Genomic DNA, 21,844 nt, shown 5'->3' on the forward strand with positions numbered 1-21,844 from the left:
GAAAATTGTTCTAATCTATCATACAATAGAATAAATTATTCCACAATATTTATTTTGTGATTTTTTACTGAAAAAAGCAGAGAAGGTGGAAAGTCGTGGGAACGACCATTCTTTCAACATAAAAATGACACAATTTATTCACATATCATTGCTAAGATATGCATATCAGATCGAAAGAAAGGGGTTTGCGATATGAGCGAATTTGATTATAACAATACAAATGACAGTCTGAATACTAACAATATCGGGGATGACCCGAAGAATGACGAGGCAGGCGGCAGCTTCCATGAAGATGCATCTGTAAATCATCCGGATAACGGAACCGGAACGGAGGCTTCTGCGGGAACCGGCGGCGCTTCTTATGGAGCAGCCGGTCAGGAGACCGCAAAAGAGGATAGTCCGGTGGAAAATGGTCTTTATCATTATGCCGGAGATCCATATAAAGAAGAAACCAATGCTGCCGGCCAGGATGGCCGGAATCCCAGATATCAGTATCACGGTCAGCAGAGTGGCCAGCAGAACGCCTCTTTTGGAGACGGCGGCCAGCAGACATCCGGCGGGTTCTACAGTGGAAATGGATCGCAGGATGCACAGTACGGCAGCTCCTATGATGACGGCGGTCAGCAGTACTACAGCAATATCCCCGAGGAACCGGATAAAAAGAAAGGTGCCGTGGGAAAGAAGATCGCAAAGATTGCAGGAGCGGCCCTGCTGTTCGGCGTGGTTGCCGGCGTCGGTTTTGCGGGAGTGTCTATCGCGAGAGACCGTCTGATTCCGGCGGCGACACAGAGAGTGGAGACGACCACTGTACAGGATAACGGTTCCTCAGGTAGCTCCGATGCGGCGGCAGAAGATGTGTCCAATGTTGTGGATGCAGTAATGCCTTCGGTGGTTTCCATCACCAGCAAAACACAGGTTTCCAATTATTTCTTCGGAACACAGGAGTCCGAGGGCGCCGGTTCCGGATTTATTCTGGCAAAGACCGACGATACGCTGATGATTGCCACAAATAATCACGTAGTGGAAGGCGCCACAGCTCTTACGGTAGGATTTTCTGACGGAACCACAGCAGATGCCGCCATCGTTGGAACTGATTCCGATGCGGATCTGGCAGTGATCTCTGTCAATGCCAAGGATCTTTCTGATGATACATTATCGACGATCAAAATTGCGGTACTGGGAAGCTCCGATGATCTTAAGGTGGGAGAACCGGTCATTGCCATCGGTAATGCGCTGGGATATGGACAGTCCGTAACAACTGGTGTTGTCAGTGCCAAGGACAGAGAAGTTTCCTTCACAGACGGAACAATGACTCTTCTGCAGACAGATGCCGCCATCAACCCTGGTAACAGCGGCGGTGTTCTTGTCAACATGAATGGAGAAGTGGTCGGTATCAATAATGCGAAACTGGAAGATACTTCTGTAGAGGGTATGGGATATGCCATCCCGATCTCCACTGCGCAGACTACACTGGAGAACCTGATGAATGCCGGAAGTATTCCGGAAGGAGAGACCGCTTATCTGGGTATCCTCGGCAGAACGATCGATTCCCAGTACTCAGAAGCTCTCGGAATGCCGAGCGGTGTCTATGTATCTCAGGTAGTGGAAGGTTCACCGGCCGAGAAGGCAGGTATTGCAGCCGGCGATATCATTACCGGTTTTGAGGGCAATACCGTTTCTACCATGGATGGACTGAAAGACAGAATTTCAGCACAGAAGGCTGGTACGGAAGTAGAGATCACTCTGCAAAGAGCAAACCAGAATGGTACCTATGAGGAACAGACCGTAAAGGTAACTCTTGGCAAAGAGAGTGATTATGAGAAAAATAGCGAAGAAGCCACCGAAGAATCCACAACCACAGAAGAGGAATCTCAGCAGTACGGAACAGATCCATATGAGTATTACTACAATGGCGGCGGAAACGGCGGCGGAGATTACTACAGCAATCCATACGATTACTTCTTTAACTAAGGTGATCGGATTGAGAGAGGATTCTGCGGAAAGCAGAACCGTCATATTGACAGCAGCGGAAGCGTCAGTAAATCGAAATCCTTCTTGTATATACCATAAATAAAAAGACCGCTGCCTCACAGAATATCGAATCTGTGAGGCGGCGGTTTTGTCATGCCTCAATAAGTTTGTGTCTGATTACGTCTTTTATGCCTTGATTATTTCGCGAGAATTCCAAGGATCTTGTTGGAGCGTGCCACAAACTTGGTCATCTCTTCCGGTGCCAGTGGATGATTTGCCAGCTGGGCCAGATCATAAATCTGCTGACAGATCAGATCAGTGTTTTCGTTTTCTTCATTATTTAAAACGAACTGAACCAGATTGTTGTTGGCATTTAATATCAGTGTCTCGCCCTGGGCGCCCAGGCCGGTTTCACTTCTGCTCATACCGTACATTTCCATCATCTCTGCCATACGTCTTGTCTGTTCAGAAACAGTGATCATGGAAGAGATATCAGGGTTTTTCAATTTCTCCACCTTGACGATCAGATGTTCCTGGCTGGTGGCTTTCTTGAATAATTCAGCCAGCTTCTCCGTGGTCTCTTTCAGTTCATCCTCGGATACTTCTTCTTTGAAGTTATCGGTCAGGTCAGAGTCAATACGCAGGAAACGTACATCCGGGTTGGCCTGTTCCAGATGAGTGATGAAAGTATTGTCGATCGGATGGGTCAGATAAACGGCATCCATGTTGTTTTCTTTGAACATATTAATGTACTGGGACTGGGCAACGTCATCGGTGATATAGAAGACTTTGTTTTCGTAAGATTCTTTGCCTGCTTCCAGATATTCCGGCAGGGTAATATATTTACCTTCCATATTCTTGAAGATGATGTAATCCCGCATCTTCTCGTTAAATTTGACATCGCGGATGCAGCCGTATTTGATGAACGGACTGATGTCATCCCAGTATTTTTCGTAAGCTTCCCGGTCGGTCTTGCACATACCGGACAGCTTCTCGGCAACCTTTTTCGTGATATAATCTGAAATCTTCTTGACAAATCCGTCATTCTGCAGTGCGCTTCTGGAAACGTTCAGCGGCAGGTCCGGACAGTCGATACATCCTTTTAACAAGAGCAGGTATTCCGGAATTACCTCTTTGATATTGTCGGCAATAAATACCTGATTGTTGTACAATTTGATGGTTCCCTCAATGTTCTCGTACTGGGAGTTGATTTTCGGGAAGTAAAGAATACCCTTTAAGTTGAACGGATAATCCATGTTCAGGTGAATCCAGAACAGAGGCTCTCTGTAGTCATGGAAGGTATCCCGGTAGAACTCTTTGTATTCTTCCTCGGTACATTCATTCGGATGTTTGGTCCAGAGAGGATGGATCGTGTTGATTGGTTTTGGACCCTTGTCTTCCTCCTCTTCCTCTTCATCGTCCAGAGTGACTTCATGGTCTCCGCTCTCGTCATCGCTGCCGGAGGCCTCTTCACTCTTTTCTTCTGCGTTTTCGCCCTCAGCTGCGTCATCCTTTGTGTCGGTGGATTCATCCTTGGCGTCAACGTCTACCACATCCGGTGTCTCCTCTTTCTCAGGCTCCTCAGCGTCTTCGTTGGTGAAGTAGATTTCCACCGGCATGAAGGAGCAGTATTTCTCAAGAACTTCGCGAACACGGTATTCATTGGAAAATTCATAGCTGTCTTCATTGAGGTAGAGGGTGATCTCGGTACCGCGCTCGGTCCGGTCCCCGTCTTCCATGGAAAATTCTGTTCCGCCGTCACATTCCCAGTGTACCGGTTTTGCACCTTCTTTATAGGAAAGCGTGTCGATGGTAACTTTATCTGCAACCATGAAAGCGGAATAAAATCCTAAACCGAAGTGACCGATAATCTGCTCTTCGTTGGTTTTATCTTTATATTGAGCAAGAAAGGCTTCTGCGCCGGAAAAGGCAATCTGATTGATGTATTCGTCCACCTCATCTTCGGTCATACCGATACCGTTATCAATGAACTTGATGGTTTTATCTTCCGGGCTGACAAGAACATCCACTCTGTATTTGTTGCCTTCCGGTTCTTCAAATTCGCCGATGACGGATAATTTTTTTAATTTGGTTACGGCATCACAGCCATTGCTGACCAGCTCACGAATGAAAATATCATGGTCGGAGTAAAGCCATTTCTTAATAATAGGAAAAATGTTTTCGCTGTTAATTGATAAACTTCCCTGCTTTGCCATAATAGCATCTCCTTTTTTGATTTGATGATAATCCGCGCCGCAGTGACGCGGAATTGTTGACATACAGTTACTGTGTGAACAGTAACGACATATGAGGTCCGCTAAAAGTGAAAAAGAGCGGGCTTTGGATAATATACTAATACCAAAAAAAATGAATGTCAAGAGAAAATTAGCACTCATTAGAAATGAGTGCTAATAATAATGGGAAATATTATTTTTTGCAGGAAAGCTGCCGGTACAAAAGGTTTTTAAAAAATTGAAACACTATTTTTTAAAATTCTTAAAATATTGTTTTGTCTCTCTGACCACAATACCGCTCAGGGCCAGCAGGGCAATCAGGTTAGGGATTGCCATGAGACCGTTGAAGATATCGGCGATGGTCCATACGGCGGATACAGTCATGTAAGGGCCGATGAACACGCAGGCGATATAGAGCCAGCGGAATACTTTCACTGCCTTGGCGTTATTGTGGGACAGGTAGTCCAGACAACGCTCACTGTAATAGTCCCATCCGAGAATGGTCGTGAATGCAAAGAACACGAGACACATCATTAATAGGAAGGAAGAGACTTGCGCCGGGAACGGGAGTCCCACCTGGAAGGCTCTTGTGGTAACGTCCACACCGTCGAGACCCACATTCCAGGAACCGGTGATGACGATGGACAGACCGGTCATGGTGCAGATGATAATGGTGTCAATGACAGTTCCCAGCATGGAGATAAGGCCCTGTCTTACCGGTTCATTGGATTTGGCAGCGGCAGCGGCGATCGGAGCGCTTCCGAGACCGGATTCGTTGGAGAAAATACCCCGGGCGATACCTTTCTGCATGGCTACGATCATGGCGCCCAGCGCACCGCCGGCAGCGGCGCGGAGACCGAAGGCTCCCTGTACGATTTCCACGATGGCGCCTGGAATCCTTTCATAATTAAGAATGAGAATCAGCAGCGCCACAGCCACGTAGGCGATGGCCATGAACGGCACAATAACCTGGGAAACCGTGGAGATTCTCTGAATACCGCCGATGATAACGAAGGCAACGATCACGGTCAGAATAATTCCGGCGATGACCACAGCCCAGGAATATTCCCGTCCGAACAGGGAAACTGTGTTGACACTCTCCGGGTCAAAGAAATTTTTGACCGCGCTTGTGATACCGTTGATCTGTGTAAATGTACCAATTCCCATCAGACCGACACAGACGCCGAAGAAGGCAAAGATTTTACCCAGCCAGCGCCACTGTTTTCCCATACCATTTTCAATATAGTAGAACGGTCCGCCTACCACATGGCCGTCTTCTGCGACAGTCCGGTATTTGATGGCCAGAAAGCCTTCGGTATATTTGGTTGCGGTACCGACCACAGCGGCCATGATCATCCAGAACAGGGCGCCTGGTCCCCCGGCTACGATGGCGGTGGCGACACCGACGATATTTCCGGTGCCGATGGTGGCCGAGAGGGCGGTACAGAGAGCGGCAAAACTGGAAATCTCGCCGTCTCCTTCGTGCTCTTCGTTGGCAAACATATATTTTACGGCCAGGATGAGTCTGCGAACCTGCAGTCCGCGCAGACGGATGGTAAGATAAATACCGGTTGCCATGATCATGACAATCAGCGGTACGCCCCATACGACGTTGTCGATGGAGGATAAAATGTTGTTGATGGTGTCAAACATTTTTTGATACTTCCTTTCTTCTGTTGTACTGTGGAATTCCGCCATCTGTGATTCAGCAAAAACAGGGAGAAATAAATAAGAATCTAAAGATATAGAAAGAACAGGGTCTTTGAGACGTTCTGGTGAACTGTCACATTCATGTTCAAACCTTGAATGCAGAAAGAAATTCAGACAATCATTGGCGGGATCATGGATGTACCGTCATACCAGTATGTGTACATAAAAAAAGAGCCGAAAAACTTCCAGCCCTCCAAAGAAAAACATGCATTTACATATTCTGTCCTTTTGCCTGAGAGATTAGCAGGAAACCCTGCCGTACACCTTCGGCGCTTTACCGCCGGCCTTGGCCGATTGCCGGATGAGTTCACATGAAATGCTTCTCCTTTTTAAAATCGGCACCGGAGCCGGTAAAGACTCTCCAGAGTAATGCTGTATTTATAGCGAATGGAAAAATACTATCACATAATATTCAGAAAGGCAAGATTTTTTGAGAAAAAATTAAAACTTTATTACGAAAATTGCAGGAAAAGAAAGAAAAATTGTAAAAATAACAGGAGGATACTATTTTCTGTCATCGAAAAAAATGGAAATGCAGGTGAAAATATAAAAAACTGCATCTTCATAAAATATGTGTCGAAAAAATTAAAATAATGAATAATTCGGGAAATGTATCGGAAAAAAATTAAATATATGATAGAATATACTTAATAAAATTAAGTGTGAGCAGGTGCCTTTGGAGACTGTTCACGGGGAAGAAACGGGAGGTTATTATGGAAAGAGCAGAAGAATTAAGAAAACTTTGTGCCGAACAGGGAATCCGTATGATTGACTTTAAAATGACAGATCTGGACGGTCGGTGGCGCCATATCACCATTCCGGTGGAGCGTTTCAACGAAGATATTTTTGTTCAGGGCATCGGCTTTGACGGATCCAATTACGGATACGCACCGGTGGAAAAAAGCGACATGGTATTTATTCCGGACCCGGCCACGGCGGTCATCGATCCCTTTGTGGAGATTCCAACCCTGACCATGTGCGGCAATGTGTGCGTGATCGGCGAGGAAAACCGGCCCTTTGATCAGTATCCGAGAAATGTGAGCCTGCGTGCGGTGGAGTACATGAAGAAACAGGGCATTGCTGATGAAATGCTCATCGGCCCGGAATTTGAATTTCATTTATTTGACAACGTAAGTTATTCGGTATCTCCGCAGAAGACTTCCTTCACCATCGACACGGCGCAGGCGTCCTGGAACAGCGGAAAAGAAAGCCCGTATAATAACGGTTTTCAGGTGCCTGCCGGAGGTGGTTATCATATCGCTGCCCCGCAGGATATCGCTTATAACCTGAGAAGTAAAATGTGTATTCTTCTGGAAAACTGGGGCGTGGACGTAAAGTACCACCATCATGAGGTGGGCGGCTCCGGCCAGATGGAGATTGAAGTAGAACTGGGCGATATGGTGGATATGGCGGACAAGACAATGATCATCAAATACGTCATCAAAAATACCGCTGTGCAGGCCGGCAAGACCGCCACTTTCATGCCGAAGCCCATTCACTGGGAGGCCGGCAATGGTATGCATGTTCATATGCTTTTGAAAAAAGACGGAAAACCAGTCTTTTACGATAAGGACGGATATTCCGGTTTAAGCCAGACTGCCCATTACTTTATCGGCGGGCTGCTGAAGCACATCGCATCCCTCTGTGCCCTCACCAACCCGTCCACCAACTCTTTCAAACGTCTGGTTCCGGGCTTTGAGGCTCCGGTAACGGTGGGCTACGCCACATCCAACCGAAGTGCGGTCATCCGCATCCCGGCCTACGCCAAATCTCCGGAGACCAAACGCTTTGAACTGCGCAACCCGGACGCCACCGCAAACCCGTACTACGCCTACGCTGCTATCCTTATGGCAGGTATCGACGGCGTTATCAACAAGATCGATCCATCTGCCTGTGGCTGGGGTCCTTACGACTTTAACCTCTACGATCTGTCCGAGGAGGAAAAAGCCAAAATCGAATCTCTGCCAAAGACCCTGGAGGAAGCCCTCGACGCCCTGGAAGCTGACCACGACTATCTGACCGCCGGCGGCGTCTTTCCGGAGCGGCTCATCGAAATCTGGATCGACCGCAAACGCCGGGAAGCCCTGGAGCTGTCCCAGATACCGAATCCGGCGGAATTTAAAAAATATTATGATCTGTAATGCTGTTGGCACGAGCCGGGTGTTTCTGCATCCGGCTTAAAATTTACATTTCAAAAAGAACAAATGTTCTAAAATGCCTATACATTTGAGAAGGGGTGTGGTATACTTTGGGGAAAGAACGGTTATTTTTCTTATTATCAAAAAATGAGAATTGTAGTTATATATCATTAAGGAAAGAGTATTAAAAAACTGCAAAGGAGAAGTATCGTATGGACCATTTCGAATTAGTATCAGATTTTGCCCCCACTGGCGATCAGCCCCAGGCCATTGAACAGCTGGTGAAAGGGTTTAAAGAGGGTAATCAGTTTGAGACGCTGCTGGGCGTTACCGGGTCCGGCAAGACATTTACCATGGCCAATGTCATTCAGCAGTTAAATAAGCCGACGCTGATCCTGGCGCATAACAAGACGCTGGCGGCGCAGCTTTACAGCGAGTTTAAAGCATTTTTCCCGCACAATGCGGTGGAATATTTTGTCTCCTACTACGATTATTATCAGCCGGAGGCTTATGTGCCGTCCACGGACACCTATATTGAGAAAGATTCGTCGATCAACGATGAGATTGATAAGCTGCGGCACAGCGCCACGGCGGCGCTCATCGAGCGGAAAGATGTCATTGTGGTGTCATCGGTTTCCTGTATTTACGGTATTGGTAGTAAGAAGGATTACGAGGAGATGATGATTTCTCTGCGGCCGGGTATGGAGATTGACCGGGATGAAGTTGTGCGGAGACTGATCGATATTCAGTATGTGAGAAATGAACTGGATTTTAAGAGAGGAAGCTTCCGGGTGCGGGGGGACGTGCTGGAGATTCTGCCGGTTTCTACCTTCGAGGACGCCATCCGGGTGGAGTTTTTCGGTGATGAGATTGACAGGATCGTGCAGGTGGATATCCTCACCGGAGAGATCAAGGCCAGTCTGAATTTTGCGGCTATTTTCCCTGCATCTCATTATGTGGTGCCGCAGGAACAGATTGACCGGGCGGTGGTGACTATCAGGGAAGAACTGGAAGAGAGGGTGGCGTGGTTCAAGGAACATGACCAGCTGCTGGAGGCTCAACGGATTGCGGAGCGGACGAACTTTGATATAGAGATGCTGAAGGAGACAGGCTTTTGCTCCGGTATCGAGAATTATTCCCGGCATCTGACAGGGCTGGCGCCGGGAGAAGCACCGTATACACTGATCGACTTCTTCGGAGATGATTTTCTGATGATCGTGGATGAGTCCCATATCACCATCCCCCAGGTGCGGGGAATGTATGCCGGCGACCGTTCGCGGAAACAGACGCTGGTGGACTACGGGTTCCGTCTGCCGTCGGCATTGGACAACCGTCCGCTGAATTTCTCCGAGTTTGAGGAACATATTGATCAGATGCTTTTTGTATCTGCTACGCCGAATGTATATGAGGATGAGCATGAGATGCTCCGGGCAGAGCAGATTATCCGGCCGACAGGGCTGCTGGATCCGCCGATTGATGTGCGCCCGGTGGAAGGACAGATTGACGACCTGATCAGTGAGATCAATAAGGAAGTGGAGAAAAAGCATAAGATTCTGGTGACGACTCTGACCAAACGGATGGCGGAGGATCTGACTTCTTATATGAAAGAACTGGACATCCGGGTGAAGTATCTGCACTCAGATATTGATACTCTGGAGAGAATCGAGATCGTGCGGGATCTGCGTATGGACGTTTTTGATGTGCTGGTGGGGATCAACCTGCTCAGAGAGGGATTAGATATTCCGGAAGTGACGCTCATTGCCATACTGGATGCCGATAAGGAAGGATTCCTCCGTTCCGAGACTTCACTGGTGCAGACCATCGGCCGGGCGGCCCGGAACGTTGACGGACATGTGATCATGTACGCCGATACCATTACCGATTCTATGAAGGCAGCCATCAGTGAGACAGAGCGTCGACGGAAGATTCAGATGGAGTATAATGAGGAACACGGCATCACGCCGCAGACCATCCAGAAAGCGGTCCGGGATGTGATATCCATTACCAACGATGAGGAGAAGGAAGAAACCGGCCGGGGACTGAAGAAAGATTTCGAGTCCATGGATAAGAAAGAATTAAAAGAAATGATTGCTCAGCTCACCAAAAAGATGAACCGGGCGGCGGCGGAACTGAACTTCGAGGAAGCGGCTGTGCTGCGTGATGAGCTGAAAAAATATAAGATTGCTTTGAGAGATTTTGATTAACTGGTGTGCAAAAAGCCAAAAAAACAGAATAGTCTTGCAAAATATTTTATAAGAAGGTAAGATACCAAAAGCAGTTATAACAAGAACACAGAGCTTAGTGTACTGGCACATTCATTGGAAAATGAACATGTCGGTACACTAATATATTTCCGGGGCTGAACTGTCCGCAGGACGTTTTGCCGGGAAATGTATGAAGCTTATGCAGCGGTCAGCAATCTGACCGGTAAAGGGAGAGATACATGAGCGAAAAGAAAGAATATATTCGGATTCGGGGAGCCAGAGAGCATAACCTGAAGAATATTGATGTAAATATACCGAGAAATGAATTCGTGGTGCTGACGGGACTGAGCGGCTCCGGAAAGTCATCCCTTGCCTTCGATACTATTTACGCGGAAGGACAGCGGCGATACATGGAGTCTCTGTCTTCCTACGCGAGACAGTTCCTGGGGCAGATGGAGAAACCGGATGTGGACGATATTCAGGGACTGTCCCCGGCCATTTCCATTGATCAGAAATCCACCAACCGGAATCCGCGTTCTACGGTGGGAACGGTGACGGAGATTTATGACTATCTCCGTCTGCTTTATGCCCGGGTGGGCATCCCGCACTGTCCGAAATGTGGCAAAGTCATCGAAAAGCAGACGGTGGATCAGATTGTGGACACCCTGATGGCGCTGCCGGAGCGGACAAAGATCCAGCTGCTGGCGCCTATTGTCCGGGGAAGAAAGGGAGAGCACGTGAAGATTCTTGACAATGCCAGACGCAGCGGTTATGTCCGGGTGCGTATTGACGGGAATCTCTATGATCTGTCTGAGGAGATCAAGTTAGAAAAAAATAAAAAGCATAATATAGAGATTGTGGTAGACCGTCTCATTATCAAAGAAGGCATTGAGCAGCGGCTGACAGACTCCGTGGAGACGGTCATGGGACTGACCGGCGGCCTGCTTTTGGTGGATGTCAACGGGAAACCGATGAATTTCAGCCAGAGCTTTTCGTGCCCGGACTGCGGTATCAGTATTGATGAGATTGAGCCGAGAAGTTTTTCTTTTAATAATCCTTTTGGCGCCTGCCCGGTCTGCCATGGTCTGGGATTTAAAATGGAATTTGATGTGGACCTGATGATCCCGGATAAAAGACTCAGCATCGCTGAGGGAGCCATCACTGTTCTCGGATGGCAGTCCTGTACAGATCCGAAGAGCTACACGAGAGCCATTCTGGATGCCCTGGCAGAGGAGTATGGATTTGACCTCAACACTCCATTCCAGGATCTGCCGGAAGACATTCAGGACATGCTGATTCACGGAACAAACGGCAGAGAAGTGACAGTACATTATAAAGGAAAACGGGGTGAGGGCTATTATGACGTAGCCTTCGAGGGACTTATCAAAAATGTACAGAGACGATATCGGGAGAACCATTCGGAAAGGCAGAAGGCCGAGTATGAGAATTTTATGACAGTAACCCCTTGTGACGCCTGCCACGGACAGAGACTGAAAGAGGAATCTCTGGCTGTTACCGTGGGCGATTATAATATTGCCGAGCTGACCGATCTTTCTGTGAAACGATTGATGGAATTTTTCAGAGATATACAGCTTACAGACCGTCAGCTTATGATCGGGAAACAGATTCTCAGGGAAATACGGGGAAGAATCGGGTTCCTCAACGATGTGGGCCTTGATTATCTGAGCCTTTCCCAGGCCACCGGCACGCTTTCCGGCGGAGAAGCCCAGAGAATCCGCCTTGCCACGCAGATTGGTTCCGGTCTGGTGGGCGTGGCTTATATCCTTGACGAGCCGAGCATCGGCCTTCATCAGAGAGATAATGATAAATTGATTCACGCCTTAAAAAGTCTTCGGGATCTGGGAAATTCACTGATCGTGGTAGAACACGATGAAGATACCATGCTGGCAGCGGATTACATCGTGGATATCGGACCGGAAGCCGGAGAATATGGCGGTGAAGTGGTTGCAACGGGAACGGCGGAAGAACTGATGCGTAATCCGAATTCCATCACCGGGGAGTATTTAAGCGGCAAACGAAAGATTCCGGTGCCAAAAGAGCGGAGAAAGCCGACCGGCTGGCTGACGGTAAAGGGAGCCGCAGAGAATAATCTGAAAAATATCAATGTGAAGTTTCCTCTGGGGGTACTGACCTGTGTGACCGGTGTGTCCGGTTCCGGAAAGAGCTCTCTGATTAATGAAATATTATATAAAAAGCTGGCCTGCATGCTGAACCGGGCGCGGATCAAACCGGGAAAACACAGGGATATTGTGGGAGTGGAACAGCTGGATAAAATTATTAATATCGATCAGTCTCCGATCGGCCGGACGCCCCGTTCTAACCCGGCCACCTATACCGGCGTTTTTGATCATATCCGGGAATTGTTTGCCATGACCAAGGATGCCAAGGCCAGAGGATATGACAAGGGACGATTCAGTTTCAACAAAAAAGGCGGACGCTGCGAAGCCTGCGCCGGAGACGGTATTATCAAAATAGAAATGCATTTTCTGCCGGATGTCTATGTACCGTGTGAAGTATGTCACGGACAGCGGTATAACCGGGAGACGCTGGAAGTAAAATATAAAGGGAAAAACATTTATGAGGTTCTCGATATGACGGTGGAGGAGGCCTGCCGGTTCTTTGACAGTCTGCCATCCATTCGCAGAAAGATCGAGACCCTTCGTGATGTGGGACTCGGTTATATTAAGCTGGGACAGCCGTCCACAACTCTTTCCGGCGGTGAGGCACAGCGGGTGAAACTGGCCACCGAACTTTCCCGCCAGAGTACAGGAAAGACCATCTATGTGCTGGACGAGCCGACCACCGGTCTGCATTTTGCGGATGTTCATAAACTGACGGAGATTTTGCAGCGGCTGACAGAAGGCGGCAACACCGTTGTGGTCATTGAACATAATCTGGAAGTCATCAAGACGGCAGATTATATTATAGATATGGGACCGGAAGGCGGCGAGGGCGGCGGAACCGTTGTCACTGCCGGAACGCCGGAAGAGGTGGCCGCGGTGCCGGAATCCTACACAGGACAGTATTTGAAAAAGTATCTGATCAGATAAAAGATGAGATCAGATGGGGAAGCCGCGGGCTGCAGATTTTGGGTATAAATCCGGCGAAAAGATACGGATATGGCCCAGGAAGCCCGTATTATGCGGTTTTTCACGGGCAGATCCCGCATAGAGGTTGATTATTTCACCGGAAACCTGTATATTTGAGGAAGAAATAAAAAATATTTTTAAGAAGATGGAGATGGAATGGACGAAAAAATAAAAGCTTTATTGGTTGGCGTCAACTTAAAGGACGACCCTGATTTTGAAACTGCATTGAAAGAACTGGAAAGCCTTGCGGAAGCCTGCAACATGGAGGTTGTGGGTGTGGAGACACAGAATGTGGATCAGATCAACACCGGTGTCTATGTGGGTACCGGAAAGGTGGACGAGATTAAGGCAGCGGCGCATATGCTTGAGGCGGACGTAGTTATTTTTGATAACACGCTTTCTCCCATGCAGCTTCGGAATCTGAAAGATATTATTGAGAGACCGATTCTGGACCGGACCAATCTGATTTTGCAGATTTTCTCGTCCAGAGCACAGACCCGGGAAGCGAAGATTCAGGTGGAGACAGCGAGACTGCAGTACGAACTGCCGAGACTGACAGGAATGGGTGAGATCTTAAGCCGTCAGGGAGGAACCAGCGGCGGTATGTCCAACCGTGGCGCCGGTGAGACAAAGCTGGAGCTTGATAAACGGAAGATCCGCCACCGCATTTCCGAGTTGAAAAAAGAGCTGAAAGTGGTGGAGAAAAACCGCAAAACCCAGAGAAAGCGCCGTCTGATTCAGGGAATTCCTCAGGTGGCGCTGGTGGGATACACCAACGCCGGTAAATCCACGCTGATGAACGCCCTTCTCGACAAGTACGAGCAGAAGGATGAGAAGAAGGTTCTGGCGGAAGATATGTTGTTTGCCACGCTGGATACCACTATCAGAAGCATCCATCTGCCGGACAAGAAAGAATTTCTTTTATCAGATACCGTTGGATTTATCAATAAGCTTCCCCATAATCTGGTGCAGGCCTTTCATTCCACCTTGGAAGAGGTTAAATATGCGGATCTTCTGCTGGAAGTGGTGGATTATTCCGATGAGAATCACAAAGAACAGATGCAGGTGACCGCCGATACTCTCCGGGAGCTGGGAGCGGAGCAGATCCCATGTATTCATGTTTATAATAAATGTGATGGTCTCATAGATCCGCTTCCGCAGATCAGGGGAGATAATATTTACATGGCAGCCAAAAAAGGAATCGGGCTGGAAGAATTGATCGAGATGATTTCCAGCCACATTTATCAGGATTATGTGGATTGTGTGATGCTGATTCCTTATACAGAAGGGGCTCTTGTTTCCTATTTCAGTGAAAATGCAACCATCAGAGATACGGAATATCTCGCCGAGGGAACAAAGATCACCATGAATTGTCTCCTGAAAGATTTAAAGAAGTACAAACAGTATGTAGTAATATGAAGCAAAGGGTTCCGGAACAGACATAGAACTGGTTTTGGAACAAAAGAGAAAAGAGGAGAAAGTATGAAACTAAAAGATAAATACCGGCAGATTAAAAAAGAAGCCGGGGCTTGTGTCATTGCCCTCATCGTTCTCATTGTATTTTGGACGGTGGCAGGATTTGGCGTCAGCCATCTGGACATTACCGTGTACCATACTCCGCTCTGGGCCATCACCGGGTGTATCGGCACATGGATTTTTTCCATTATCATGGTAGTCTGGATGGTAAAAAAAGTATTTAAAGATTTTGATTTAGATGATGAGGATGAGAACAATGAGCGGTAATATCTGGGGGCTGCTGCCGGTATTTATTTTTATGATGGCCATGCTGGCAGTCAGCATTTATTTGAGAAGAGCTGCGGCTAAAAAAGGTTCCGGTAATTTTTTAAATGAATATTTTACCGGTTCCAGAAGTCTGGGAGGCTTTGTTCTGGCCATGACAACTGTGGCCACTTACAGTTCGGTCAGTTCCTTTGTGGGCGGTCCGGGACAGGCCTGGGATATTGGATTTGGATGGATCTACATGTCTGTGGTACAGGTAACGGCACTTTTTCTGGTGCTGGGAATCCTTGGCAAAAAGATGGCGATCGTTTCCAGAAAGATTGATGCGGTCACGGTCATTGATGTGATCCGTCACAGGTATCAGTCTGATGCGCTGGCAAATTTATCAGCCGTTATTATCGTGCTGTTCTTTTCTGCCACCATGGTAGCGCAGTTCGTGGGCGGCGCCAAGCTTTTTGAGGCTGTGACCGGTTATTCTTATGTAATAGGTCTGGTAGTCTTCGGCCTGGTGGTGGTTATTTATACCGCCGTGGGCGGTTTCCGTGGAGTGGCGGTGACCGATGCTCTCTGCGCCATCGCTATGCTTGTGGGCATGTTTATTCTTCTGGTGGGTATCCTGAAAGCGGGAGGCGGCTATGAAGCCATCATGGAGCAGATCACCGTCCGCCGGCCGGAACTGCTGGAACCGCTGTCGGGAGGAAATATGCCGTATACCCTGTACATTTCCCAGTGGATGCTGGTTGGTATTTTTACTGTGGGACTTCCCCAGTCGGTGGTGCGCTGTATCACTTATAAAGATACGAAATCACTGCACCGTGCCATCATCATCGGTACGGTTGTCATTGGCGCCATGAATATCGGCATGAACTTTATCGGAGTCCTGTCTCAGGGGATTTTGACAGAAGATCTGGCAGCGTATGGAAACAGCGTGGATAACATTATGCCGCTGGCTATTGTCCGCTCTCTGTCACCGCTGGTGGCAGGTATTACCATCATCGGACCGATCGCAGCGTCCATATCCACCATATCGTCTCTGCTTTTGACGGCGACTTCTTCTATTATAAAGGATGTTTACATGTATGAAAAAGAGAAGCGTCAGAAGAAAATATCGGAGAAGAAGACCAGCATGCTCAGTCAGCTTTGTACTCTGGTGCTGGGACTGATCATTTTCTTTATCTCGATTAATCCGCCAGATGTCATCTGGAAGATCAACATGTTTGCCTTCGGCGGACTGGAAACAGCATTTTTCTGGGTGTTTGTTCTTGGTATGTTCTGGAAAAAGGCCAACAAAACCGGAGCCATCTGGGCCATGGCCGGAGGAACGATCGTGTATTGCGTGACTATGCTTCTTGGCATCGAAATCATGGAGATCCATCAGATCCTGATCGGCATCGTGGTTTCGCTGCTCTGCATGATCATCGGTTCCTATGTGGGTAAAGGTGTGGATAAAAAGACGCTGGGTACTTATTTTTGTGAATAAATGCAGCAAGGAAAAGGAGTAAAAAATGAATACAGAAAACTGGAAAAAAGATTACGAAGAATTTGAAAAAGTTACCAGAGATTTCTATGATGGAAAAGTTTCTGTCCCGGAATACAAAGGTTTCTCCGGCGGATTCGGAAGCTACGCACAGCGGGGCGGCAAGGCAAGCATGCTGCGTCTTCGCCTTCCGGGCGGAAGAGTGACAAAGGATAAGCTCAAATTTATCACTGACAGTATCCGTAAATACAATATTGATAAAGTACATTTTACAACCTGTCAGACCATTCAGCTTCATAATCTGAATGCTGATGCGGTCTGTTCCATCGCGGTGGAGGCCCTTGACCACGGGATCGTGACCCGGGGCGGCGGCGGAGACTTTCCAAGAAATGTGATGGTATCCCCACTTTCCGGTGTGGAACAGGGCGAGTACTTTGATGTCAGCCCGTATGCGGAAGCGGCAGCCGAGTACCTGATGACTCTGATTAAAACAGTAAAAATGCCTCGTAAGTTAAAAGTTGCATTTTCTAACTCCCCGGCTAACCGTACCCATGCCACCTTCCGTGATCTGGGATTTGTGGCAAGAGAGGACGGCACCTTTGATGTATACAGTGCCGGTGGCCTCGGTAACAATGCTAAGATGGGAGTGCTGGTGGCCGAAGGCGTGGAAGGCAGCAAGATCCTCTATTACATCCGCGCCATGGTAGACCTGTTTACCACCTACGGCAATTATGAGAACAGAGCCAAAGCCAGAACCCGATATATGCAGGACGTGCTGGGAGATAAGTACACAGAAGAATTTCAGAAAAAACTGGACGCAGTTTTTGCCAGCGGCGTCAATATGGATATTCCGGAAGAAAAAATTACGGCAGAAAATGTTCCGGCAGCAGAAAACGAGGCTGGCGCCCATGGCAAAACAGATGGTGCCGATGCTCCAATGCATGTGACAAAATCCGGTGACGGCAGTACCGTGGAAGACAGCCGTGTCACTGCGCAGAAACAGGACGGTCTGTACGCAGTGGAATATCATCCGATCGGCGGATGTCCAAATCCGGAGAAATTAATTGAAATTTATGACGCCATCAAAGATATGGATCAGGTAGAGCTTCGTGTGGCACCGGACGAAACGGTATATATCATCAACTGTACCGGAAACGAGGCGAAGAAGATCCTTGATGTCACCAATGACGGAGCGGCCAGTCTTTTTGAGACATCTGTTGCCTGCATCGGCGCTTCCATCTGTCAGGTGGGCGTCAGAGATTCTCAGAAGCTGCTGGCAACTCTTGTGGATGCAGCCAGAGAATGGAACTTCCCGGAGGGAACCCTGCCACGCATTCACATTTCCGGATGTCCGTCATCCTGCGGTACTCATCAGATCGGACGCATCGGATTCCGCGGCGGCATGAAAAAGGTGGATGGCAAACCGGTATCGGCTTTCGTTCTTTATGTCAATGGCAAAGAAGGAGAACCGGCACAGTTTGGTGAACAGCTGGGAACGATTCTTGAGGAAGAGATTCCGGCTTTCATGAAAGCCCTGGGTGAAGAAGTGGCAGCCAGCGGCAGGGACTTTGAGACCTGGTACACAGAGAATCCGGAAAAACTGAAAGAAATTGCAGCGCCGTATTTATAAAAATAAGAATATGTGTGGAAATCTTGTTCAGAAAATGTTACACTTCTTTAGATAAAAAGATTTTGATTGTCAAAAGAGGACAATCTTTGATAAACAATTACAGATAAACAGGAGGAAAGCCCATTGAAAAGAGAAACAGTCATTGTTATCGATTTCGGCGGACAGTACAATCAGCTGGTGGCGAGACGTGTCCGGGAATGTAACGTATACTGCGAAATTTATTCTTACAAAACGGATATCGAGACCATCAAAAAAATGAATCCAAAAGGAATTATTCTGACCGGCGGCCCGAACAGCTGCTACGAAGCAGATTCCCCGACTTACACCAAAGAGTTATTCGAACTTGGTATCCCAGTGTTGGGACTCTGCTACGGCGCGCAGCTTATGATGCACATTTTAGGCGGAAAAGTAGAGTCTGCCAAAGTGCGTGAATACGGAAAAACAGAGGTCTTTGTCAACACAGAGTCCCCGCTGTTTACCAACATTGAGCCGACCACCGTCTGCTGGATGAGTCACTTTGATTACATCTCCCAGCCAGCGCCGGGATTTGAAATCTGCGCTCATACAAAAGACTGCCCGGTGGCAGCGGCCGAAGACCGCAGCCGGAACCTGTATGCTATCCAGTTCCATCCGGAGGTACTGCATACTGTCCGCGGCAAAGAAATTTTAAGCAACTTTGTATACAATGTCTGCCACTGTGCCGGCGACTGGAAAATGGACTCCTTCGTGCAGGACTCCATCAAGTCCATCCGTGAGAAAGTCGGCGATGGAAAGGTTCTCCTTGCCTTATCCGGCGGTGTGGATTCCTCTGTGGCAGCCGGACTGTTGTCCCGCGCCATCGGCAAACAGCTGACCTGTGTGTTCGTGGACCATGGCCTTCTTCGCAAAAACGAAGGCGACGAGGTGGAGAATGTCTTCGGACCGAACGGCGACTTTGATTTAAACTTCATCCGAGTCAACGCCCAGGAACGCTACTACAGCAAGCTGGCAGGCGTCACAGAACCGGAGCAGAAACGGAAAATCATCGGCGAGGAATTCATCCGCGTCTTTGAAGAAGAAGCAAAGAAAATCGGCGCCGTCGATTACCTGGCCCAGGGAACCATCTATCCTGACGTAGTAGAAAGCGGCCTCGGCGGCGAATCCGCCGTCATCAAATCTCACCATAACGTGGGCGGTCTGCCGGAATACGTCGACTTCAAAGAGATCATCGAGCCTCTCCGCGACCTCTTCAAAGACGAGGTCCGCAAAGCCGGCCTCGAGCTGGGCATCCCGGAAAATCTGGTATTCCGTCAGCCATTCCCGGGTCCGGGCCTTGGCATCCGCATCATTGGTGAAGTTACAGCTGAGAAAGTCCGCATCGTTCAGGATGCCGATGCCATCTACCGCGAAGAAATCGCCAACGCCGGCCTCGACAAAGAAATCAACCAGTACTTTGCGGCCCTCACCAACATGCGCTCTGTGGGAGTCATGGGTGACGAGCGAACCTACGATTACGCCGTAGCGCTCCGCGCCGTCAAGACCATCGACTTCATGACTGCCGAAAGTGCCGAAATCCCGTTTGAAGTCCTGCAGAAAGTCATGAGCAGGATCATCAATGAGGTGAAAGGAGTCAATCGTGTATTCTACGATCTGACCAGCAAACCGCCGGGAACGATAGAGTTTGAATAGTCGGCGGTGGGCCAGAAAGCCTTTATTTACGGGCTTTTCCGGCACCGGTGCCTCTGGATTGCATTATCATTGCATTTTTACATTTGCCTGTGATAAGAAGCGGTGAACTGATTGTGTGTGTAATCAGCCACGCTTTCCGTAGCAGGTGTGAAGTTAATAACTCCGCCTAACATTTTAGCAACCTCAAAGTTGCTGTTAGGATATAGATGTCCATAGGTCCCTAAAGTCGTCTGGATTTTTTCGTGGCCGAGACGGTCTTTAATGATCAATGGATTCACCCCCATGCTGATTAAGAGTGCAACATGAGAATGACGTAAAGCATGGATTTTAATTCGGTGAACGCCGGCAAGCCCTGCCAGCTTTTCCAGGGCTCTTGGCAGGGTATGCTTGCTGGTGGGAATCCCATTGTAGCTTAGTACAAAGTTACAGTCTTTCAAAACTTTTTTCTGTACTTCTTTCCACTCTTTTAATTCCCTGATAGTATCATCATCAAGCACAACTGTTCGGACACTGGCAGATGTTTTGGGTTCCACAAATTTGTATTCCGTCATTGATTTGTAATACAGCGTTTTGGTTACACTGATTATTCCGCTTTCAAAATCAATGTCATCCCACTGTAATGCAGCAGCCTCTCCGATCCGCAGTCCTGTTGTGAACAGGAGCCAGAAGCAGATGAACAAATAATGTTCATAGTAGTCACCCTTGTATAAAAGGGAAATGACTTTCTGAAATTCATCCAGCGTCCAGAAATCTATCTTCACTTTTTTTGACTTAATATTGCCGACCATACGTGACGGATTTTTTGAAGCAAGACCAAGGATAATTGCACGGTCAAAAGCGAGCGACAACATGCCCTGGATAATCCGTACATAATTTGGACTGTACTCTTTTGCCAGCTTCAGCTGCCATGCCTGTACATGAATCGGCTCTATTTCAGCAACCTTTTTCCTGTAAAAAAATTTAAAGTGCTTTTCAATAGTATTTAATCGGTTTTTATAGGTACTTTCTTTGACCTGCGTTTTATACCATGGAAGATAAATTTCCTCAATGTACTGCTTAAACGAGGGCTGTTTCTTTTCCATAGCCAGTCCTTCTTCTGCCGCCAGCACCAATCGGGAATACTCTGTACGAGCCTCCTTTTTTGTAGAAAAGCCGCTGCGGTATTTCTGGATCTGCTTTCCGGTTACAGAATCATAGCCCAGGTTTGCCCTGAAATAATAGGTTCCGTTTTCCGCTTTTTTAATTGGATCTTTTGCCATAAAGTTTACTCCTTACATTTCTGCAAGAAGTGTGTCATTACTGCTCATCTGGAAGTTTGATACCGAGCAGTTCTTCTACGGCCTCTTTTGGAACTCTGTCCAGCTTTCTTGACTGATAGTAGGTATGTCCTTTTTCCACCATTAACTTTTTAGCCTCACGTATAATGTCAGCAGCAAAAGAAGGACCATATCCAAGTGCAATTAAATCTGATTTCGTTACAGTAACCATAACCCTCCTTTCCATGAACAGAGTACCATTCTCAATACCTGTTCATTATTATACCAGAATTTGAGTAAAAGGTCTTTAGGTTCAGATACCTCTTGCAAAAATAAATTATAGTTATGTTTAAGATACCGTTTTTCTCTATCTCCCTGGAAGCCAGTTCCTGCGCCTTCCCAAGCCGCGTCTTCGGCGTTGCTATGCAATCTTAAAGCCTGCAGGCACGCATCATGCTGCACTATCTGCAGGCACCCGTATCCCTCTTCCGGGAGGGTGTGAAATTTTCAAGGTACTCTATTTTGCCATTTGTAAGGGAAATAGGGGAGAAAATGCAGAATGTGTAAAAAAATAGAAAAAAAGCTGCCCGTGTGGACAGCCTCTGAAAATTATTTATGTCTGGCAGCGAGCCGATGTAGTATACTGATTACAGCGATCATATCCTCATCGTCGAGCTGCTTTAATAAGTCAGCCGCTTTTTCGTAT

At 47.8% G+C, this 21,844-nt stretch carries 14 protein-coding genes and 1 riboswitch; of the genes, 10 read left to right on the plus strand and 4 right to left on the minus strand.

All coding sequences use genetic code 11. The annotated features are described in order from the left end of the window. Positions 1–192: 192 nt before the first annotated feature. Complete coding sequence (locus B5E53_RS11990; RefSeq protein ID WP_087315350.1) at positions 193–1,971, plus strand: trypsin-like peptidase domain-containing protein; 1,779 nt, start codon at positions 193–195, stop codon at positions 1,969–1,971. Between the two features lie 197 nt (positions 1,972–2,168). Here the strand turns inward: B5E53_RS11990 and htpG are convergent, their stop codons facing one another. Together htpG and B5E53_RS12000 are read right to left on the minus strand one after the other, a co-directional pair. After that, entirely contained in the window at positions 2,169–4,187 is a 2,019-nt protein-coding gene (gene htpG / locus B5E53_RS11995; protein ID WP_087315352.1) for a molecular chaperone HtpG, read from the minus strand. A 264-nt stretch (positions 4,188–4,451) separates the two neighbouring features. Continuing rightward, positions 4,452–5,858: a sodium:alanine symporter family protein gene (locus tag B5E53_RS12000; RefSeq protein ID WP_087315354.1), complete on the minus strand. Its 1,407-nt coding sequence runs from the start codon at positions 5,856–5,858 to the stop codon at positions 4,452–4,454. 267 nt (positions 5,859–6,125) lie between these two features. After that, positions 6,126–6,290: riboswitch (glycine riboswitch) on the minus strand. Between the two features lie 12 nt (positions 6,291–6,302). Between B5E53_RS12000 and B5E53_RS19305 the strand changes: the two genes are divergently transcribed. The 9 genes from B5E53_RS19305 (at position 6,303) to guaA (ending at position 19,882) form a co-directional block, all read left to right on the plus strand. Then, positions 6,303–6,509, plus strand: a complete 207-nt coding sequence (locus B5E53_RS19305; RefSeq protein ID WP_087315356.1) for a hypothetical protein — start codon at positions 6,303–6,305, stop codon at positions 6,507–6,509. 119 nt (positions 6,510–6,628) lie between these two features. Next, complete coding sequence (glnA, locus tag B5E53_RS12010; RefSeq protein ID WP_087315358.1) at positions 6,629–8,056, plus strand: type I glutamate--ammonia ligase; 1,428 nt, start codon at positions 6,629–6,631, stop codon at positions 8,054–8,056. Positions 8,057–8,265: 209 nt separating this feature from the next. Further along, positions 8,266–10,257, plus strand: a complete 1,992-nt coding sequence (gene uvrB / locus B5E53_RS12015; protein ID WP_087315360.1) for an excinuclease ABC subunit UvrB — start codon at positions 8,266–8,268, stop codon at positions 10,255–10,257. Positions 10,258–10,496: 239 nt separating this feature from the next. Next, the gene (gene uvrA, locus B5E53_RS12020; RefSeq protein ID WP_087315363.1) at positions 10,497–13,328 is read left to right on the plus strand and encodes an excinuclease ABC subunit UvrA; all 2,832 of its coding nucleotides are present in this window, start codon (positions 10,497–10,499) and stop codon (positions 13,326–13,328) included. A 195-nt stretch (positions 13,329–13,523) separates the two neighbouring features. Then, the gene (hflX, locus tag B5E53_RS12025) at positions 13,524–14,786 is read left to right on the plus strand and encodes a GTPase HflX (protein WP_087315365.1); all 1,263 of its coding nucleotides are present in this window, start codon (positions 13,524–13,526) and stop codon (positions 14,784–14,786) included. Between the two features lie 63 nt (positions 14,787–14,849). After that, positions 14,850–15,110 carry a YhdT family protein gene (locus B5E53_RS12030; RefSeq protein ID WP_087315366.1) on the plus strand — a complete coding sequence of 87 codons (261 nt, stop codon included), beginning with the start codon at positions 14,850–14,852 and terminating at the stop codon, positions 15,108–15,110. Continuing rightward, positions 15,100–16,587 carry a sodium/pantothenate symporter gene (gene panF, locus B5E53_RS12035; RefSeq protein ID WP_087315368.1) on the plus strand — a complete coding sequence of 496 codons (1,488 nt, stop codon included), beginning with the start codon at positions 15,100–15,102 and terminating at the stop codon, positions 16,585–16,587. Before B5E53_RS12030 ends, panF begins: the two co-directional genes overlap by 11 nt. Before the next feature lie 25 nt (positions 16,588–16,612). Beyond that, positions 16,613–18,214 carry a nitrite/sulfite reductase gene (locus B5E53_RS12040; protein WP_087315370.1) on the plus strand — a complete coding sequence of 534 codons (1,602 nt, stop codon included), beginning with the start codon at positions 16,613–16,615 and terminating at the stop codon, positions 18,212–18,214. Between the two features lie 123 nt (positions 18,215–18,337). After that, positions 18,338–19,882 (plus strand): glutamine-hydrolyzing GMP synthase, encoded by a 1,545-nt coding sequence (gene guaA / locus B5E53_RS12045; RefSeq protein ID WP_087315372.1) that lies wholly within the window; start codon positions 18,338–18,340, stop codon positions 19,880–19,882. 77 nt (positions 19,883–19,959) lie between these two features. On the opposite strand, the gene B5E53_RS12050 is transcribed toward guaA, so the two are convergent. Next, a complete protein-coding gene (locus B5E53_RS12050) occupies positions 19,960–21,141 on the minus strand; it encodes a site-specific integrase (RefSeq protein WP_015573092.1) in 1,182 nt (393 codons plus the stop codon). A 37-nt stretch (positions 21,142–21,178) separates the two neighbouring features. Then, positions 21,179–21,370 carry a DUF3173 domain-containing protein gene (locus B5E53_RS12055; RefSeq protein ID WP_015573093.1) on the minus strand — a complete coding sequence of 64 codons (192 nt, stop codon included), beginning with the start codon at positions 21,368–21,370 and terminating at the stop codon, positions 21,179–21,181. Positions 21,371–21,844: the final 474 nt, after the last annotated feature.

It is taken from the genome of Eubacterium sp. An11 (assembly GCF_002161065.1).
Lineage (GTDB): Bacteria > Bacillota > Clostridia > Lachnospirales > Lachnospiraceae > Anaerobutyricum > Anaerobutyricum faecale.

What these genes read in the sequence shown, in the direction of transcription:
- B5E53_RS11990 (WP_087315350.1), top strand. Translation starts at nt 193, where the DNA reads ATGAGCGAATTTGATTATAACAATACAAATGACAGTCTGAATACTAAC.
- htpG (WP_087315352.1), bottom strand. Translation starts at nt 4,187, where the DNA reads ATGGCAAAGCAGGGAAGTTTATCAATTAACAGCGAAAACATTTTTCCT.
- B5E53_RS12000 (WP_087315354.1), bottom strand. Translation starts at nt 5,858, where the DNA reads ATGTTTGACACCATCAACAACATTTTATCCTCCATCGACAACGTCGTA.
- B5E53_RS19305 (WP_087315356.1), top strand. Translation starts at nt 6,303, where the DNA reads ATGGAAAAATACTATCACATAATATTCAGAAAGGCAAGATTTTTTGAG.
- glnA (WP_087315358.1), top strand. Translation starts at nt 6,629, where the DNA reads ATGGAAAGAGCAGAAGAATTAAGAAAACTTTGTGCCGAACAGGGAATC.
- uvrB (WP_087315360.1), top strand. Translation starts at nt 8,266, where the DNA reads ATGGACCATTTCGAATTAGTATCAGATTTTGCCCCCACTGGCGATCAG.
- uvrA (WP_087315363.1), top strand. Translation starts at nt 10,497, where the DNA reads ATGAGCGAAAAGAAAGAATATATTCGGATTCGGGGAGCCAGAGAGCAT.
- hflX (WP_087315365.1), top strand. Translation starts at nt 13,524, where the DNA reads ATGGACGAAAAAATAAAAGCTTTATTGGTTGGCGTCAACTTAAAGGAC.
- B5E53_RS12030 (WP_087315366.1), top strand. Translation starts at nt 14,850, where the DNA reads ATGAAACTAAAAGATAAATACCGGCAGATTAAAAAAGAAGCCGGGGCT.
- panF (WP_087315368.1), top strand. Translation starts at nt 15,100, where the DNA reads ATGAGCGGTAATATCTGGGGGCTGCTGCCGGTATTTATTTTTATGATG.
- B5E53_RS12040 (WP_087315370.1), top strand. Translation starts at nt 16,613, where the DNA reads ATGAATACAGAAAACTGGAAAAAAGATTACGAAGAATTTGAAAAAGTT.
- B5E53_RS12050 (WP_015573092.1), bottom strand. Translation starts at nt 21,141, where the DNA reads ATGGCAAAAGATCCAATTAAAAAAGCGGAAAACGGAACCTATTATTTC.
- B5E53_RS12055 (WP_015573093.1), bottom strand. Translation starts at nt 21,370, where the DNA reads ATGGTTACTGTAACGAAATCAGATTTAATTGCACTTGGATATGGTCCT.